14 protein-coding genes and 1 pseudogene are annotated in these 17,038 nt (G+C 59.6%); 3 read left to right on the top strand and 12 right to left on the bottom strand.

The window, feature by feature from the left end:
* Window positions 1-62: 62 nt before the first annotated feature.
* Entirely contained in the window at window positions 63-737 is a 675-nt protein-coding gene (locus tag CRX69_RS15645) for a NuoB/complex I 20 kDa subunit family protein (RefSeq protein ID WP_024779314.1), read from the bottom strand.
* Window positions 738-747: 10 nt separating this feature from the next.
* The gene (locus CRX69_RS15650; RefSeq protein WP_011062185.1) at window positions 748-1,161 is read right to left on the bottom strand and encodes an NADH-quinone oxidoreductase subunit A; all 414 of its coding nucleotides are present in this window, start codon (window positions 1,159-1,161) and stop codon (window positions 748-750) included.
* A 1,007-nt stretch (window positions 1,162-2,168) separates the two neighbouring features.
* Between CRX69_RS15650 and CRX69_RS28260 the strand changes: the two are divergent.
* Window positions 2,169-3,053: pseudogene (locus CRX69_RS28260) on the top strand (methyl-accepting chemotaxis protein); the annotation flags it as partial.
* Between the two features lie 198 nt (window positions 3,054-3,251).
* The gene (locus tag CRX69_RS28265) at window positions 3,252-3,956 is read left to right on the top strand and encodes a methyl-accepting chemotaxis protein (RefSeq protein WP_409078013.1); all 705 of its coding nucleotides are present in this window, start codon (window positions 3,252-3,254) and stop codon (window positions 3,954-3,956) included.
* A gap of 224 nt (window positions 3,957-4,180) precedes the next feature.
* Here CRX69_RS28265 and aceA read toward each other — a convergent pair whose 3' ends face one another.
* From aceA to CRX69_RS15705, 9 genes are all read right to left on the bottom strand, one after another.
* Window positions 4,181-5,506: an isocitrate lyase gene (gene aceA / locus CRX69_RS15660; protein ID WP_014337679.1), complete on the bottom strand. Its 1,326-nt coding sequence runs from the start codon at window positions 5,504-5,506 to the stop codon at window positions 4,181-4,183.
* Window positions 5,507-5,963: 457 nt separating this feature from the next.
* Window positions 5,964-6,725 carry a secretin N-terminal domain-containing protein gene (locus CRX69_RS15665; RefSeq protein WP_047227731.1) on the bottom strand — a complete coding sequence of 254 codons (762 nt, stop codon included), beginning with the start codon at window positions 6,723-6,725 and terminating at the stop codon, window positions 5,964-5,966.
* Window positions 6,726-6,998: 273 nt separating this feature from the next.
* Window positions 6,999-7,424, bottom strand: coding sequence for a GNAT family N-acetyltransferase (locus CRX69_RS15670; protein WP_047227730.1), 426 nt, complete (start codon window positions 7,422-7,424; stop codon window positions 6,999-7,001).
* Window positions 7,417-8,583, bottom strand: coding sequence for a ribosomal protein uL16 3-hydroxylase (locus CRX69_RS15675; protein WP_047227729.1), 1,167 nt, complete (start codon window positions 8,581-8,583; stop codon window positions 7,417-7,419). The genes CRX69_RS15670 and CRX69_RS15675 overlap by 8 nt, the downstream gene beginning before the upstream one ends.
* Window positions 8,584-8,666: 83 nt before the next feature.
* A complete protein-coding gene (purB, locus tag CRX69_RS15680) occupies window positions 8,667-10,037 on the bottom strand; it encodes an adenylosuccinate lyase (protein WP_107322296.1) in 1,371 nt (456 codons plus the stop codon).
* A 124-nt stretch (window positions 10,038-10,161) separates the two neighbouring features.
* On the bottom strand, window positions 10,162-10,785 hold the full coding sequence (gene hflD, locus CRX69_RS15685) for a high frequency lysogenization protein HflD (protein ID WP_107322297.1): 624 nt from the start codon (window positions 10,783-10,785) through the stop codon (window positions 10,162-10,164).
* The gene (gene mnmA / locus CRX69_RS15690) at window positions 10,782-11,906 is read right to left on the bottom strand and encodes a tRNA 2-thiouridine(34) synthase MnmA (RefSeq protein WP_047227726.1); all 1,125 of its coding nucleotides are present in this window, start codon (window positions 11,904-11,906) and stop codon (window positions 10,782-10,784) included. Before mnmA ends, hflD begins: the two co-directional genes overlap by 4 nt.
* A gap of 59 nt (window positions 11,907-11,965) precedes the next feature.
* Window positions 11,966-12,412 (bottom strand): NUDIX hydrolase, encoded by a 447-nt coding sequence (locus CRX69_RS15695; RefSeq protein WP_047227725.1) that lies wholly within the window; start codon window positions 12,410-12,412, stop codon window positions 11,966-11,968.
* 197 nt (window positions 12,413-12,609) lie between these two features.
* Window positions 12,610-14,835 carry an NADP-dependent isocitrate dehydrogenase gene (locus tag CRX69_RS15705; RefSeq protein WP_047227724.1) on the bottom strand — a complete coding sequence of 742 codons (2,226 nt, stop codon included), beginning with the start codon at window positions 14,833-14,835 and terminating at the stop codon, window positions 12,610-12,612.
* 481 nt (window positions 14,836-15,316) lie between these two features.
* Here CRX69_RS15705 and icd point away from each other — a divergent pair, with 481 nt between their 5' ends.
* Window positions 15,317-16,573, top strand: coding sequence for an NADP-dependent isocitrate dehydrogenase (gene icd, locus CRX69_RS15710; protein WP_047227723.1), 1,257 nt, complete (start codon window positions 15,317-15,319; stop codon window positions 16,571-16,573).
* A gap of 81 nt (window positions 16,574-16,654) precedes the next feature.
* Here icd and cspD read toward each other — a convergent pair whose 3' ends face one another.
* Window positions 16,655-16,927 (bottom strand): cold shock domain-containing protein CspD, encoded by a 273-nt coding sequence (gene cspD / locus CRX69_RS15715; RefSeq protein ID WP_107322299.1) that lies wholly within the window; start codon window positions 16,925-16,927, stop codon window positions 16,655-16,657.
* Between the last annotated feature and the right edge of the window lie 111 nt (window positions 16,928-17,038).

The raw sequence follows: 17,038 nt of genomic DNA on the forward strand, positions 1-17,038 counted from the left end.
CGCTTTCGGTCAACGTAAAGAATGAAGCCAGGTTCTCGTTTCTTATGCAGAGCAGAGCTGGATCAGACTTCGTCGGGGCTGCGCAGGTTGGTGACTGCGATACGCTGTTCGCGACGCTGTTCCTTTTGCGATGGCATCTCGGCGCGATAGACGCCTTGATCACCAACGACCCAGGACAGTGGGCGACGCTCCTGGCCAATCGACTCCTGCAACAGCATCAAGCCTTGCAGGAAAGCTTCAGGGCGAGGCGGGCAGCCAGGCACGTAGACGTCCACGGGCAGGAACTTGTCCACCCCTTGAACGACGGAATAGATGTCGTACATGCCACCGGAGTTGGCGCACGAACCCATGGAGATAACCCACTTCGGTTCGAGCATTTGCTCGTAGAGACGCTGGATGATCGGCGCCATCTTGATGAAGCAGGTCCCGGCAATAACCATGAAATCCGCCTGGCGCGGCGATGCCCGGATCACCTCGGCGCCAAAGCGCGCGATGTCGTGGGGCGCCGTGAAGGCGGTGGTCATTTCCACGTAGCAGCACGAAAGGCCGAAGTTGTACGGCCACAGGGAGTTCTTGCGACCCCAGTTGACCGTGCTGTTCAGCACGTCTTCGAGCTTGCCCATGAAGATGTTTTTGTGGACTTGATCTTCTAACGGATCGGAAACGGTTTCCCGCTCGCCAATCGGATACTGCTCGTTAGGAGCATCGGGGTCGATCCTGGTGAGATTGTATTGCATTGCCAAAGCCTCATTGTTTCAGCTTCGCTTGCCGCTTACGACGACCTTCCGGAGCCCAATCAAGAGCCCCCACCCGCCAAAGGTAGACAAGACCTGCCAACAGAATTGCTATGAAAACGAGAGCTTCGACGAATCCGGTCCAGCCGCTTTCGCGGACGGACACAGACCATGCAAAGAGAAAGAGGGCTTCGATATCGAAGATCACGAAGAGCATCGCGACCAGATAGAATTTGGCTGAGAGCCGCAAGCGGGCGCCACCGGTAGGCAGCATGCCGGACTCGAACGGTTCATTTTTGCTGCGGCCCCAGGCTTTTGACCCGAGCAGGCTCGACACGCCGAGCATGAAGGCACACAGGCCGACAACGCCCAGAAGGAAAATGGCAAAGCCCCAGTTGTGGGCCATGAGTCCTGTCGCTTCGGGCATGCTGGAAATCCTTAACAGAGAGCAAAGGTCTCTGAGCTTGAAAAGAAATAACGCAGTGACGATATGTCGCAGCAATCAATCGCGGTGATTTTATGGCTAAACACCGGGCAAGTAAAATTCCTATAGCGAAATTATTTATTGGAATAAGCACATAGCGTACCTCCAGGACCCTGCGGCCCCGGCCCCGTGGGCGTTGGCCGGCTGTTGATCAATAATATTTCGTGCGGAATGCAACAATGATAATGGCTTTCAAATGATAATTATTATTATCTGTGGCGGCCTTTCTGCTACGCACTTAGTGTTGTGTCCGAGGGGCAGCCTTACATTGCCGCTACTGCAATTGTCAGCGTCGGACGTTTTACTCCTTTTCGGACTGCCCAATACTGCGTTCGATCAATTTTTCTAACCGTGCGCCGCAGTTTTTTTGGGGGGCGGGCTCGGTGAAGGTTGGATCTGCATGGGGACTGCTCCTGTGGGAGCCAAGCTTGCTCGCGATGCCGGCAACGCTGTCCCGAGGCAGACTGCGCAATCGTTCATTACGGGCAAGCTTGGCACCCACAGATGCAGGCTAGCTCCTACAGAGTAGATTGCTTGAAAAAAAACGGCTCAAAAAAGCCGTGGGCGTCCGATCAATGTCGCTCAGCTAGCCCCGCGCAGATCCTATGGCCAGGGTATTTCGTGTTTAAGCGACCAGCGTCGTGCGAGCAAAAAACGGCACGAGGTTGGGTTTAAGGTCTTGAAGAGGTGATATCAAATGGCTATCTTTATGCTTCATTCATCTAATCATCTATATCAATACTGGTTAGATTTTCGGCCCCTTCTTAGATAGCCGCGTCAGTTTCATCGTTCGTGGCTGATACCAAAGGAAAGTCATGAACTCTTGGATCGCGAATATGAGCGTTATGCTCAAGCTGGCTTTGGGCTTTGCTGTTGTGCTGCTTCTGACCGCTATTCTCGCCGCGACCGGCTGGTTCAGCCTGGGAAAAATGATCGAGCGCACGGATCGAATGACCAGCATTACCGAACTGGGTAACCGCCTTGATCACCTGCGCAGAGCTCGCTTGCAGTACCAGTTGGACCGGGGTGATGAACAAAAAGGTGCATTGATCCAAGCGTCGCTGGAGCAGTTTGTCGCCCAGCAGAAAAGCCTCGCCAAAGAACTGAGAAAACCGGAAAACCTGAAGAAACTTGCCCTGATCGAGCAGGCCAGCACGCAGTATCAAGTGGCACTCAATACGATGCGCGAGGCTTATCGCAATGACGCAGCCATGCGTAAGGAAATGGGCGTCAATGCGGTCAAGGGCGCCGCGCTGATTGCCAGGGTCATCGCTGACGTGGAAGCACTGCCCGCCTCGGATGAGCGCCGCTTTGACCTTTACAAGCTTATTCTCAAGGCCAAAGAGGACGTGGCGCTGGTGCGTTATGAAGTGCGTGGCTATACCGGCAACCCCAATAGCGCCACCGAACAAGCCGCCACCCGCCAGCTCGAAAATGCGTTCAAGAGCATCGAAGCGCTCAACAGCGCTTTCGGCCCAACCTATGCCGACACCATCAAGCAGTTGGAAACCGCGCTGATTGCTTACCGTCGTTCGGTACAGGACTTCACGGCCAGTAATCAGGCCATAGGCAAGGCTGTGCAGGACACCACCGATTTGGGTGAAACCATCACCCGTCTGTCTGACGAAATGTATGCCAGCCAACTGGTTTCCCGTGACGAAGACAGCGCCCAGGCTCGCATTCTGCAGCTGAGCTGTACTGCCTTGGCGATGTTGTTGGGGATTTTCGCCGCCCTGATCATCACCCGCCAGATTACACGGCCGTTGCAAGACACATTGGCTGTGGTCGATCGCATTGCGGCAGGCGACCTCACGCAACACATGATCGTGACTCGTCGTGATGAGCTGGGTGTCTTGCAGCAGGGTATTCAGCGTATGGGCAGCACCTTGCGCGACCTGATCGGTGGCATCCGCGATGGTGTCACCCAAATCGCCAGTGCCGCCGAAGAGCTATCGGCTGTTACTGAGCAGACCAGTGCCGGGGTCAATAGTCAGAAGATCGAGACCGATCAGGTGGCGACCGCCATGCACGAAATGTCGGTTACCGTGCATGAAGTCGCGCGTAATGCCGAACAGGCTCGCGCAGCCGCCTCAGAGGCCGATGCGCAAGCCCGTATTGGCGACCAGGTGGTCGCGCAAGCCATCGTTCAGATCGAGCGCTTGGCCAGCGAGGTCGGGCGCTCAGTCGACGCCATGAACGAGCTGGAGCAAGAAAGCGGTCGCATCGGCAAGATCATGGACGTGATCAGGGCGGTGGCTGAGCAGACCAACTTGCTGGCCCTTAACGCCGCCATTGAGGCCGCTCGCGCGGGTGACGCCGGGCGCGGTTTTGCCGTGGTCGCCGACGAAGTACGTGGGCTGGCCCAGCGTACCCAGCATTCCACCGAAGAGATTGAGAGCCTGGTGGCGGGCTTGCAGAGCGGCACGCGTCAGGTATCGAGCATTATGCAGAGCAGCCGTGAACTGACCGACAGCAGCGTGGAATTGGCATGCAAGGCCGGCACATCCCTGGGCAACATCACCCAGGCGGTTTCTGGCATTCAGGCCATGAACCAACAGATTGCCGCCGCCGCGGTGCAACAAAGCTCGGTGGCCGAGGAAATCAGTCGCAGTGTCCTGAGTGTGCGCGATGTATCCGAACAGACCGCCTCAGCCAGCGAAGAAACCGCAGCCTCCAGCATCGAATTGGCGCGCCTGGGTAACCAGTTGCAGCAGTTGGTCAGTCACTTCAAGGTGTGAAAGGGGGGGGGCTCTGGCGGCCATGCCCCAACTGGTAATTCCAGCAATGGTCGTTCCGATCCCCACTCATACCAAAAACCCGCATGGCCTTGACGATCAACGGTTGGTGAAAGCTGGAAAAACGGCGAAAAAAAGCCCCGAACCAGTCGGGGCTGTAGAACGTCGGCTTTGCGGTTAGCTTTTATTCGGTCCGCAAGGGCCGTTGACTCAAGGCATGCCGAGGATCAGTGGAACTGCTCTTCTTCGGTGGAGCCGGTCAGCGCGGTTACCGAGGAGGTGCCGCCCTGGATCACGGTGGTCATGTCGTCGAAGTAGCCAGTGCCCACTTCCTGCTGGTGAGCCACGAAGGTGTAGCCCTTGGCGGCGTCAGCGAACTCCTGCTCTTGCAGCTTCACGTAGGCGGTCATGTCGTTGCGGGCGTAGTCGTGCGCCAGGTTGAACATGCTGTGCCACATGTTGTGAATGCCGGCCAGGGTGATGAACTGGTGCTTGTAGCCCATGGCGGACAGTTCGCGCTGGAACTTGGCGATGGTCGCGTCGTCCAGGTTTTTCTTCCAGTTGAAGGAAGGCGAGCAGTTGTACGACAGCAGTTGGTCCGGGTATTCCTTCTTGATCGCTTCGGCGAAGCGACGCGCCTCGTCCAGGTCCGGCTTGGCGGTTTCGCACCAGATCAGGTCGGCGTACGGCGCGTAGGCCAGGCCACGGGCGATCGCCTGGTCGAGACCGGCGCGAACCTTGTAGAAGCCTTCCTGGGTGCGGGTGCCGGTCACGAACGGCTGGTCGTACGGGTCGCAGTCGGAAGTCAGCAGGTCAGCGGCGTTGGCGTCGGTACGGGCCAGGATGATGGTCGGTACGCCGGCAACGTCGGCGGCCAGGCGGGCAGCGGTGAGCTTCTGCACGGCTTCCTGGGTCGGCACCAATACTTTGCCGCCCATGTGGCCGCATTTCTTCACCGAAGCCAGTTGGTCTTCGAAGTGAACGCCGGCGGCGCCTGCTTCGATCATGCTCTTCATCAGCTCGTAGGCGTTCAGTACACCGCCGAAACCGGCTTCAGCGTCGGCCACGATTGGCGCGAAGTAGTCGATGTAGCCTTCGTCGCCTGGGTTCTTGCCGGCTTTCCACTGGATCTGGTCGGCACGACGGAACGAGTTGTTGATGCGCTTGACCACGGTTGGAACCGAATCCACCGGGTACAGCGACTGGTCCGGGTACATCGACTCGGCGGAGTTGTTGTCCGCAGCCACTTGCCAGCCCGACAGGTAGATCGCCTGGATACCGGCCTTGACTTGCTGTACAGCCTGGCCGCCGGTCAGGGCGCCCATGCAGTTGACGAAATCTTTCTCGGGACGGAAGGCTGGCTTGGCGCCCTGGGTGACCAGGTTCCACAGTTTCTCGGCGCCCATTTTCGCAAAAGTGTGCTCAGGTTGAACCGAGCCACGCAGACGGACGACGTCAGCAGCGGAGTAATTGCGCTTCACGCCTTTCCAGCGCGGGTTTTCAGCCCAATCTTTTTCAAGGGCTGCAATTTGCTGTTCGCGTGTCAGTGCCATGGAGATAAACCTCGTCGCATAGGTCTGGGGTGGAAAATTCCTGCTCCTGCCGACCAGGGGTTGGACGGTCAAGTCGGTTCAGGCGGGGAGGCGACGGGATGAACGATGGGCTCGAGGGGAAAGTGAGCAGGTAGAGGCGAACTGCGGGCGCATTCGGGCGTCGTGGGCCTTTATACGAACTCAGAGTGATGCCGGGTTACCTAGTTACGCTTCCGTCCCTCGGGACAACTTCGTTCCAGTCGCAACCTCGTCAAACACACCTTGTGGGCGGTACAGACACGAATCGGCTCGCAGGGTAGTTGCAAGCGTCGACCCGAAGGCCCTTGCCAGGGCCCCTGATTAGCGGGAGCGAGGCCATCATGCCTTCGGTTTTTTGGCTCGTCAAACGTTTTGTAGTGCTTTTTTTATAGCACTACATCTTTGGTCTAATACGACTCGTCAGTCAGTTTTTGGTGCTTCAGTTCAGGGTATCCACCTTGACCCGCAGAATCATGTCGTCCCGGCCTTGGGTCGAGTAGCTGCGGCTCAGCCCCTGTTTATCGGCCTGAGTCTGGCGATTGACCCCGGCCAGGGTGATCCATTCACCCAAGCGGCCGCTGACCGTTGTGTCGGTACTTTGAACGTTCACTACATCGGGACGTTCCTGGCTCATACGGTCACGGTTGGTACTGATGTTCAGATGAACGGTCTCGCCGGTGACGCTGGCCGTGACATAAAAGCCTTGGGTGACGTTGCGGTATTCGGTCTGGCTTTGCAGGCGGCCGTAGGTGTCGGTCTGGGTGCTGGTGAACGGCACGCTCTGGCCGACCTGAATCAGCGCCGGCTGGCCTTCGCTGGCTTGTACCTGCTGCACGCCGCCTTCGCGGCTGGCGGTGCTGCGGTTGATGATGCGGGTCTGGCTGGGAGCGGCGCCGTTGATCGAATAGCCCTGGTCGCCCTGCAAGTTGTTTTCGTTGGTGTCGACCGTGATCAGCAGGCGCTTGGGGGCGGTGTCCAGTTGGGCGAGAAATGCCTTGAGCTCCTCGATTTTACTGGGCTCGGCATTGACGATCAGTTGGTTGCCATAGGCGCTGACCTGGCCGTCCTTGCCGATGAAATTCTGCGCCACCGGCAATAGGTCGGCGCTGGTTCGGTAGTTCAGCGGGACGATTTCAGTAGCGGCCATCACCGACAGGCTGCAGCCGAGCAGCAGGGTGGCGAGCAGGGTGCGTAAGGACATGTCCATTCTCCGCGAGACAAAGGCTTGATATTGCCAGTTTGTCGGCCTGGGGTGGGGCAAGTTGAATGTTAGACGGCAAAACGCCCCGGCATCGGTGGATGGCGGGGCGTTTTGTGGTTGCATGATGCTCTTGTGGCGAGGGGATTTATCCCCGCTGGGCTGCGCAGCAGCCCCAATGAAGCCGATTACATCAACCTGACACACCGCAGTGATTGATTTGGGGGCTGCGGAGCAGCCCAGCGGGGATAAATCCCCTCGCCACAGGGTTTGGTTTCAGCCCGAGTGACGCACCATGTCCACATGCGGAATCCCGGCTTCCAGGAACTCCTCGCTGACCACCGCAAAGCCCAATCGCTCGTAGAACGGCGTGGCATGCACCTGGGCGCTGAGCATCTGCTGCTTGAGCCCACGCTTCTCGGCTTCGGCGATCACGGCGTGCATCAGCGCGTCACCCACCTTCAGGCCGCGCCAGTCCTTGAGGACCGAGACGCGACCGATATGGCCGTCAGTCAACAGGCGCGCGGTGCCGATGGGGAAGTCGCCTTCAAACGCCAGAAAATGCACCGCGCTCTGGTCATCGGCATCCCATTCCAGTTCAGGCGGGACGGATTGCTCGGCAATGAACACAGTCTCACGAATGCGCCGGATCTCGGCGTTATCCTTTTGCCAGTCTGCGACACGAACGTGGATTTTATTCATCAGCGAACCCCAGGCTGCCTTGCTTGACCAACTCGCAGATCAGGCCGCGACCGTCTTCGTCGGCCAGCCACGGGCCGAGGTTTTCGCTGTGCAGGGCATCGGCGGCGCAGATCATTTTCAGCAGGTCGCGCAGCTTGCCCGGCAGATAACGGCTCTGGCCGCTGGCAAACAGCAGCAGGTCATCATCGACTTCCGACCAGGCCAGGCGGGCGCTTGGGTTGCGGATGATCACTGCGCCCTGTTCCAGGCCGGCCAGCAGGTCGTCTTCTTCCAGTTCCGGGCCTACCACCAGCTCCGGGTAGCGCGGCTCGGTCATGAACTGGCCGAACCAGGTCAGCAGCAGGCGCTCGTCGCTCATGTGCTCGGCCAGCAGGCCCTTGAGGCGATCGAGGGCGTCGTGCTGGATCTGGTGCGGGTCGGCCACCGGGCGCGCATCGGCGTCGGTGTAGCGTTCTTCGTCCGGCAGGAACTGGCTGAGGAAGTCGGTGAAGTGGGTCAGCACTTCGGCGGCGCTCGGCGCGCGGAAGCCTACCGAGTAGGTCATGCAGTCATCCACGGCCACGCCGCAGTGCGCCAGGCGCGGCGGCAGGTAAAGCATGTCGCCCGGTTCCAGGGTCCACTCGTCGGTGGCTTCGAAGTCGGCGAGGATGCGCAGGTCGGCGTGTTGCAGCAGCGGGCTCTCGGAGTCGCACATCTGGCCGATTTTCCAGTTGCGCTGGCCATGGCCCTGCAGCAGGAACACATCGTAATTGTCGAAATGCGGGCCGACGCTGCCACCCGGGGCGGCGAAGCTGATCATCACATCGTCGATGCGCCAGCTCGGCAGGAAACGGAAGTTTTCCAGCAGTTCGCTGACTTCGGGTACGAACTGATCGACAGCCTGCACCAGCAGGGTCCACTCGCGCTCCGGCAATTTGCTGAATTCGTCTTCGGCAAACGGGCCGCGACGCAATTCCCAGGGACGTTCGCCGTGCTCGATGACCAAGCGCGATTCGACTTCTTCTTCCAGGGCCAGGCCGGCCAGTTCGTCGGCATCGATCGGGCTTTGGAAGTCTGGAATCGCCTGGCGGATCAGCAGTGGTTTTTTCTGCCAGTAGTCGCGCAGGAACTCCCGTGCCGTGATGCCGCCCAGGAGTTGCAGAGGAATATCAGGATTCATGTGTAACCTATTGAAAAAATATACTTTTCAGACGCGAATAAAAACGCCCGGCGCGGCCGGGCGTCTCAGGGCAAAACGGTGGATCAGATGCGCTTGGCTTGTGCCACTGCGTTGCCGATGTAGTTGGCCGGCGTGAGCTTTTTCAGCTCGGCGCGGGCCTCGGCAGGCATGTCCAGGCCATCAATGAAAGTCTGCAACGCTTCAGGACTGATGCCCTTGCCACGGGTCAGTTCTTTGAGCTTTTCATACGGGTTTTCGATGTTGTAGCGACGCATCACGGTCTGGATCGGCTCGGCCAGGACTTCCCAGCAGGCGTCCAGGTCGGCGGCGATTTTCTGCTCGTTGAGTTCCAGCTTGCTGATGCCCTTGAGGCTGGCTTCATAGGCAATGACGCTGTGGGCAAAGCCCACGCCCAGGTTGCGCAGCACGGTGGAGTCGGTCAGGTCGCGCTGCCAGCGGGAGATCGGCAGTTTGCTCGCCAGGTGCTGGAACAGCGCGTTGGCGATGCCCAGGTTGCCTTCGGAGTTTTCGAAGTCGATCGGGTTGACCTTGTGCGGCATGGTCGAGGAACCGATTTCGCCGGCAATGGTGCGCTGCTTGAAATAACCCAGGGAGATGTAGCCCCAGATGTCACGGTCGAAGTCGATCAGGATGGTGTTGAAACGGGCGATCGCATCGAACAGCTCGGCGATGTAGTCGTGCGGCTCGATCTGGGTGGTGTACGGGTTGAAGCTCAGGCCCAGCTCGTCTTCGATGAAGGCGCGGGCGTTGGCTTCCCAGTCGATGTCCGGGTAGGCCGACAGGTGGGCGTTGTAGTTGCCCACGGCGCCGTTGATCTTGCCCAGCAGTGGCACGGCGGCGACCTGGGCGATCTGGCGCTCCAGGCGGTACACCACGTTCGCCAGTTCCTTGCCCAGGGTGGTCGGCGAAGCCGGTTGACCATGGGTGCGCGATAGCATCGGAACGTCGGCGAAGCGGATTGCCAACTCGCGGATGGCCTGGGCGGTCTGGCGCATCAGCGGCAGCATCACGTCATCACGGCCTTCGCGCAGCATCAGGGCGTGGGACAGGTTGTTGATGTCCTCGCTGGTGCAGGCAAAGTGGATGAATTCGCTGACGTTGGCCAGTTCCGGCAGCTTGGCCGCCTGCTCCTTGAGCAGGTATTCAATGGCTTTGACGTCGTGGTTGGTGGTGCGCTCGATCTCTTTGACGCGCTCGGCGTGCTCCAGCACAAAGTTTTCAGCCAGGGCGTTCAGCACCGCGTTGGCTTGCGCGGAAAACGCCGGGACTTCGGCAATGCCAGGGTGAGCGGCAAGGCGCTGGAGCCAGCGCACTTCAACCAGGACGCGAGCGCGGATCAGGCCGTACTCGCTGAAAATCGGGCGCAGGGCCTGGGTTTTGCCGGCGTAGCGGCCGTCAACAGGGGAAACCGCAGTGAGCGAAGAAAGCTGCATGGGGTGTTCTCGGACAGTCGGGCAACGAAATGGGGCGCGTATCATACATGAAAACAATCGCCGGTCCGTCGCCAACTGACCGGCGTATTACGCGTAACGATATAAAAAAGCGGGTTGAGGCGACTTATTCGTTGCGCATCAACGGGTAAAGCTCTTTCAGCAATTTGCGTCGGCTGATCACCAGCTGCCAGCGATGACCACCCAACTGCCGCCACAGCCGCGCCGAGCGAATTCCGGCCAGTAACAGGGCGCGGATCTTCGAGGCATTGCTCGGTTGTTGCAGATTGCGCATGTCGCCGTGTACCTGGATGCGCTGGCGCAAGGTGCTCAGGGTGTCCTGGTACAGCGCACCGCAAGCGGCGATGACGTTTTCGTGGGCGGAACCGAAGTGTTCAACCTGTGACTGAATCTGCGGCAGGCGATTGCCGATGGTATCCAGCAGGTCGTCGCGCTTGGCCAATTGACGTTCCAGGCCCAGCATCGACAGGGCGTAGCGCAGCGGCTCGCGTTGCAGAGTGCTGGGGTCGCGCTCCAGGGCACCGATCAGTGCGCGATAACCCTCGCGCAGGTTCAGGTCATCGCCGCCATAGACTTCAAGTGTGTCCTTGGGGTCACGAATCAGCAGGCTGCCGAGCATGCAGCTCAGGCCCGCTTCGGTTGCCTGGCCGGTCTTGGCGATCCGATCCACCAGCACGGCGGCGAGAAACACACCGCCCAATGCCGTCAGTTGCTCCTGGGTCGGGCTCATGCCTTGCTGCTCCAGGGCTCTGCGACTTCGATCACGCCGCCGCCCAGGCAGATTTCCCCGTCGTAGAACACCACGGACTGGCCGGGTGTGACTGCTCGTTGTGGGTCATCGAACGTCGCGCGATAGCCCGTGGCGGTTTTTTCCAGCATGCAGGGCTGATCACTCTGGCGGTAGCGAACCTTGGCCGTCAGACGGCGCGGTTGGCTGAGGTCGATCGGGTTGACCCAATAGATGTCGGAGGCGAGCAGGGCGCGGGAGAACAACCACGGATGGTCGTTGCCCTGGCCGACGATCAGCTCGTTGTGCTCCAAGTCCTTGACCAGTACGTACCACGGCTCTTCACCGGCGTCCTTCAGCCCGCCGATGCCCAGGCCCTGGCGCTGGCCGATGGTGTGGTACATCAGGCCATGATGGCGGCCGATGACTTCGCCTTCGGTGGTCTTGATTTCGCCTGGCTGGGCCGGCAGGTACTGCTTGAGGAAGTCGCTGAAACGCCGCTCGCCGATAAAGCAGATGCCGGTGGAATCTTTCTTCTTGGCGGTGGCCAGGGCGTGTTTTTCGGCGATCGCGCGCACTTGCGGCTTTTCCAGCTCGCCCACCGGGAACAGGGTCTTGGCGATCTGCTCGCCGCCGACGGCGTGCAGGAAGTAGCTCTGGTCCTTGTTCGGGTCCAGGCCCTTGAGCAGTTCGGTGCGGCCGTCGATGTCGCGGCGGCGCACATAGTGACCGGTAGCGATCAGGTCAGCGCCGAGCATCATGGCGTAGTCGAGGAACGCCTTGAACTTGATTTCGCGGTTGCAGAGGATGTCCGGGTTCGGCGTACGGCCGGCCTTGTATTCGGCCAGGAAGTGCTCGAACACGTTGTCCCAGTACTCGGCGGCGAAGTTGGCGGTGTGCAGCTTGATGCCGATCCTGTCGCAGACGGCCTGGGCGTCCGCCAGGTCGTCCATGGCGGTGCAGTATTCGGTTCCGTCGTCTTCTTCCCAGTTCTTCATGAACAGGCCTTCCACCTCATAACCCTGCTCGATCAGCAGAAGGGCGGAAACGGAAGAGTCCACGCCGCCGGACATGCCGACAATGACGCGCTTGTTGGTGGTGTCAGAAGGGGCTGGATCACGCATAGCAGTTCAATGAGTGTCTTGAAAAAGGACGCGATTCTATCAGGCCCGGACGCGCAAGGCTAAAGAGAAGGACGGATCAGCGTCAGACTGTGGCGATGACCGGCCAGATAATCGTCGATGCAACGGATGATCAGCTCGCTGCGCCAGTGTTCACGCTGTTCGAGCAACTCGTTGCGGGTCAGCCACTTGGCGCCCAGGATGCCATCATCCAGTGGATAGTCCGGACGGTGGTTCAAGGCCTTGGCGGCGAAACAGACCCGTTGGTAGGTCACGCCATTACTGGGGGCGGTGTACAGGTAAATGCCCACCACGCTGGTAGGTTCGACGTCCCAGCCGGTTTCTTCCAGGGTTTCGCGCACGGCGGCTTCGATCAGGGTTTCGTTCGGGTCCAGGTGGCCTGCAGGCTGGTTGAGCACCGCTCGTCCGCCCTTGGATTCTTCCACCATCAGGAAACGGCCGTTGTCTTCGACGATGGTGGCGACGGTGATGTGGGGGTTCCAGTCCATGAAGCGTTCTCGATTCAAAGGTTGAACACGGTCAAATGTGGGAGCGAGCCTGCTCGCGATAGCGGTGTGTCAGTCAGCGTCAGTGTTGAATGTTATACCGCTATCGCGAGCAGGCTCGCTCCCACGGGGGGATGCGTTGTGTCTGGAAACACAAACCCCGGCACCAGGGCCGGGGTTTGTGGTGTTCCTTTACAACCTTACACCAGCGCAGCAATCGCCGCGTTGAAGGTGTTGCTTGGGCGCATGGCCTTGCTGGTCAGCTCCGGGTTGGCGAAGTAGTAACCGCCGATGTCCACCGGTTTGCCTTGGACGGCATTGAGCTCGGCAACGATTTTTTCTTCGTTGTCGGTCAGTGTCTTGGCCAGGGCAGTGAACTGGGCCTTGAGGGCTGCGTCGTCGTTTTGCGCGGCCAATGCCTGGGCCCAGAACAGGGTCAGGTAGAAGTGGCTGCCGCGGTTGTCGATGCCGCCGACCTTGCGCGAAGGCGACTTGTTGCGGTCCAGGAACTCACCGGTGGCCTGATCCAGGGTCTTGGCCAGCACCAGGGCTTTAGGGTTGTTGTAGGTCACGCCCAGGTGTTCGAGGGACGCGGCCAGGGCCAGGAACTCGCCCAGGGAATCCCAGCGCAGGAAGTTTTCTTCCAGCAACTGCTGAACGTGCTTGGGTGCCGAACCGCCGGCGCCGGTTTCGAACAGGCCACCGCCGTTCATCAGCGGCACGATGGACAGCATCTTGGCGCTGGTGCCCAGTTCCATGATCGGGAACAGGTCGGTCAGGTAGTCGCGCAGCACGTTGCCGGTCACCGAAATGGTGTCCTTGCCTTCGCGGGTGCGGGCCAGGGTGAATTTCATCGCGTCGACCGGCGACATGATGCGGATGTCCAGGCCGGCAGTGTCGTGGTTCTTCAGGTAGGCCTGGACTTTCTCGATCACCACGCCGTCATGGGCGCGCATCGGGTCCAGCCAGAAAATCGCCGGGGTGCTGCTGGCGCGGGCACGGTTGACGGCCAGCTTGACCCAATCCTGGATCGGCGCGTCCTTGGTCTGGCACATGCGGAAGATATCGCCCGCCTCGACGTTCTGCTCCAGCAGGGTGCGACCGGTATTGTCCGAAACACGGACCACGCCGTCGGCCTTGATCTGGAAGGTCTTGTCGTGGGAACCGTATTCTTCGGCTTTCTTGGCCATCAGGCCGACGTTCGGCACGCTGCCCATGGTGGTCGGATCGAAGGCACCGTGTTGCTTGCAGTCTTCGATCACCGCCTGGTAGATGGTGGCGTAGCAGCGATCCGGGATCACGGCCTTGGTGTCGTGCAACTGGCCGTCGGTGCCCCACATCTTGCCGGAGTCACGGATCATGGCCGGCATCGAGGCGTCGACGATGACGTCGCTCGGTACGTGCAGGTTGGTGATGCCTTTATCGGAGTTGACCATCGCCAGGGATGGGCGCGCCGCGTAGACCGCCTGGATGTCGGCTTCGATCTGCGCCTGCTGCTCGGCCGGCAAGGCCTTGATGCGGGCGTACAGGTCGCCGATGCCGTTGTTCAGGTTGAAGCCGATCTGCTCCAGCACTTGTGCGTGCTTGGCCAGGGCGTCTTTGTAGAACTCGGCGACGATCTGACCGAACATGATCGGGTCGGAGACCTTCATCATGGTGGCCTTGAGGTGGACCGACAGCAGGACGCCTTTTTGCTTGGCGTCTTCGATTTCAGCGGCGATGAAGTCGCGCAGGGCGTTCTTGCTCATCACGGCGCAGTCGAGGATCTCACCGGCTTGTACGGTGGTTTTTTCTTTCAGGACAGTGGCAGTGCCGTCCTGAGCGATCAGCTCGATTTTCACGCTGCCGGCGGCGTCGATCAGGGCGGCTTTTTCGCTGCCGTAGAAATCACCGGTGCTCATGTGGGCCACATGAGACTTGGAGTCGGCTGCCCAGGCGCCCATTTTGTGCGGGTGCTTGCGCGCGTAGTTCTTGACCGACAGCGGTGCGCGGCGGTCGGAGTTGCCTTCACGCAGGACCGGGTTCACGGCGCTGCCCTTGACCTTGTCGTAGCGGGCGCGTGCGTCTTTCTCGGCGTCGCTGGTCACAGTTTCCGGGTAGTCCGGCAGTGCATAGCCCTGGGCCTGCAATTCCTTGATCGCGGCCTGCAGTTGCGGCACCGAGGCGCTGATGTTCGGCAGCTTGATGATGTTAGCTTCAGGCGTCACGGCCAGGTCGCCCAGTTCGGCGAGGTGGTCGGCGACGGCTTTGTCACCCAGTTGCTCGGGGAAGCTGGCCAGGATGCGCCCTGCAAGGGAGATATCGCGGGTTTCCACGGCGATGTCGGCCGAGGCGGTAAAGGCTTCGACGATCGGCAGCAGCGAATAGGTGGCGAGGGCGGGAGCTTCGTCGGTGAAGGTGTAGATGATCTTCGAGCGGGTGGGCATATTCGGATTAACTCTCTTCTTTGCTAAAGCATGCGCAGAAACTCGAGGGGCGCCGGGTAAGCGCGTTCGTTCAAAGTCATCCGTGAGTCGAATGTCGAGGTTTCTTCGCGGTGATGTTGGGTGCATCAGTCGAGCGTCAAGCGGTCGGGCCGCGGTAACGGTCCGGCTTTCAACGGGCCGAAAGTCTTGTGATAGAGCCATCAGCCGTCGTGACCCTGTGGTCAGCGGCGGCATTATACATAGGTAGCTGGCGATCTGCCGATGGTTCATATACTTGCGTACTCGTCCATTGGTCTAAACGTCGCAGTGCTAGAGGAGCAGACTATGCTCACGTTTGGCGCTTTTCCCTTGTTTTTCAGGGTTGTACACCGCGAACTGCAACGCTTTTCCCCGGATGAGCCTAACGTAGGGTTTGCGCGCCGATACAACTGGGGTACGCTCGAACGCAGCCAGATGTTCAATCCAAGCAATGGAGTTCAGCATGGGGTATCAAAAGATTCAGGTTCCAGCCGTCGGTGACAAAATCACCGTCAATGCAGACCATTCTCTTAATGTTCCCGACAACCCGATCATCCCCTTCATTGAAGGCGACGGCATTGGCGTCGATATCAGCCCGGTCATGATCAAGGTGGTGGACGCTGCGGTTCAGAAGGCCTATGGCGGCAAGCGCAAGATTTCCTGGATGGAAGTCTACGCCGGTGAGAAAGCAACTCAGGTTTACGACCAGGACACCTGGCTGCCCCAGGAAACCCTGGACGCGGTCAAAGACTACGTGGTTTCCATCAAGGGCCCGCTGACCACGCCGGTCGGTGGTGGTATTCGCTCGCTGAACGTCGCCCTGCGCCAGCAGCTCGATTTATATGTATGCCTGCGTCCGGTGCGCTGGTTCGAAGGCGTGCCAAGCCCGGTCAAGAAGCCTGGCGACGTGGACATGACGATCTTCCGTGAGAACTCCGAAGACATCTACGCCGGTATCGAGTGGAAAGCCGGTTCGCCCGAAGCCACCAAGGTCATCAAGTTCCTGAAAGAAGAAATGGGCGTTACCAAGATCCGTTTCGACGAGAATTGCGGCATCGGCGTCAAGCCGGTTTCCAAGCAGGGCACTCAGCGTCTGGCCCGCAAGGCCTTGCAATATGTAGTGGATAACGATCGCGATTCGCTGACCATCGTGCATAAAGGCAACATCATGAAGTTCACCGAAGGTGCCTTCAAGGAGTGGGCCTACGAAGTGGCGGCCGAGGAATTCGGCGCGACCTTGCTCGACGGTGGGCCTTGGATGCAGTTCAAGAACCCGAGAACCGGCAAGAACGTCATCGTCAAGGACGCCATCGCCGATGCCATGCTCCAGCAAATCCTGCTGCGCCCGGCCGAATACGACGTGATCGCGACCCTGAACCTCAACGGCGACTACCTCTCCGACGCCCTGGCGGCGGAAGTGGGGGGCATTGGTATTGCGCCGGGCGCCAACCTGTCCGACACCGTGGCGATGTTCGAAGCCACCCACGGCACGGCACCCAAGTATGCCGGCAAGGACCAGGTCAACCCGGGTTCGCTGATCCTGTCGGCGGAAATGATGCTGCGGCACATGGGCTGGACCGAAGCGGCCGACCTGATCATCAAGGGCACCAATGGCGCGATTTCCGCCAAGACCGTGACCTATGACTTCGAGCGCCTGATGGACGGCGCCACGCTGTTGTCTTCCTCGGCCTTCGGTGATGCACTGATCTCGCACATGTAAGCGGATCGGCAGTCAGCAAAAAAATGCCCGGCTCGAGTGATCGAGTCGGGCATTGTTGTTGTCAGGGGAGGCTTGTGCCGATCAATGGGCTTCAGTGGTCATGACATTGACGGGGGTAGCGCAAGAGGTATCTTCGACGGTGTCGGGTGCAATATTGACCGCGTGCAGGCCCTTGGGCCCCTGGATGACTTCGAACGTGACGCGTTGTCCGGCTCTCAGGGTTTTATAGCCATCCATCTGAATCGCCGAGTAATGGGCGAAAAGGTCTTCATCCCTGCCGTTTGCGATAATGAAACCGTAGCCCTTGGCATTGTTGAACCATTTGACTTTGCCACTCATCTTGACGACCGACATAGGCCATATCCCTCTGCAACACACTCCGTCAGTGGAGTATCATCCAATCCATCCGCAGGCTAATCTTGGAAAACAGGATCGATTCCACGGACCTTTTTAACCCACGATGGG

This window comes from Pseudomonas rhizophila (assembly GCF_003033885.1).
Lineage (GTDB): Bacteria > Pseudomonadota > Gammaproteobacteria > Pseudomonadales > Pseudomonadaceae > Aquipseudomonas > Aquipseudomonas rhizophila.

What these genes read in the sequence shown, in the direction of transcription:
- CRX69_RS15695 (WP_047227725.1), bottom strand. Translation starts at nt 12,412, where the DNA reads ATGGACTGGAACCCCCACATCACCGTCGCCACCATCGTCGAAGACAAC.
- aceA (WP_014337679.1), bottom strand. Translation starts at nt 5,506, where the DNA reads ATGGCACTGACACGCGAACAGCAAATTGCAGCCCTTGAAAAAGATTGG.
- CRX69_RS15665 (WP_047227731.1), bottom strand. Translation starts at nt 6,725, where the DNA reads ATGTCCTTACGCACCCTGCTCGCCACCCTGCTGCTCGGCTGCAGCCTG.
- mnmA (WP_047227726.1), bottom strand. Translation starts at nt 11,906, where the DNA reads ATGCGTGATCCAGCCCCTTCTGACACCACCAACAAGCGCGTCATTGTC.
- CRX69_RS15670 (WP_047227730.1), bottom strand. Translation starts at nt 7,424, where the DNA reads ATGAATAAAATCCACGTTCGTGTCGCAGACTGGCAAAAGGATAACGCC.
- CRX69_RS15650 (WP_011062185.1), bottom strand. Translation starts at nt 1,161, where the DNA reads ATGCCCGAAGCGACAGGACTCATGGCCCACAACTGGGGCTTTGCCATT.
- purB (WP_107322296.1), bottom strand. Translation starts at nt 10,037, where the DNA reads ATGCAGCTTTCTTCGCTCACTGCGGTTTCCCCTGTTGACGGCCGCTAC.
- CRX69_RS15675 (WP_047227729.1), bottom strand. Translation starts at nt 8,583, where the DNA reads ATGAATCCTGATATTCCTCTGCAACTCCTGGGCGGCATCACGGCACGG.
- cspD (WP_107322299.1), bottom strand. Translation starts at nt 16,927, where the DNA reads ATGTCGGTCGTCAAGATGAGTGGCAAAGTCAAATGGTTCAACAATGCC.
- icd (WP_047227723.1), top strand. Translation starts at nt 15,317, where the DNA reads ATGGGGTATCAAAAGATTCAGGTTCCAGCCGTCGGTGACAAAATCACC.
- CRX69_RS15645 (WP_024779314.1), bottom strand. Translation starts at nt 737, where the DNA reads ATGCAATACAATCTCACCAGGATCGACCCCGATGCTCCTAACGAGCAG.
- hflD (WP_107322297.1), bottom strand. Translation starts at nt 10,785, where the DNA reads ATGAGCCCGACCCAGGAGCAACTGACGGCATTGGGCGGTGTGTTTCTC.
- CRX69_RS28265 (WP_409078013.1), top strand. Translation starts at nt 3,252, where the DNA reads ATGTCGGTTACCGTGCATGAAGTCGCGCGTAATGCCGAACAGGCTCGC.
- CRX69_RS15705 (WP_047227724.1), bottom strand. Translation starts at nt 14,835, where the DNA reads ATGCCCACCCGCTCGAAGATCATCTACACCTTCACCGACGAAGCTCCC.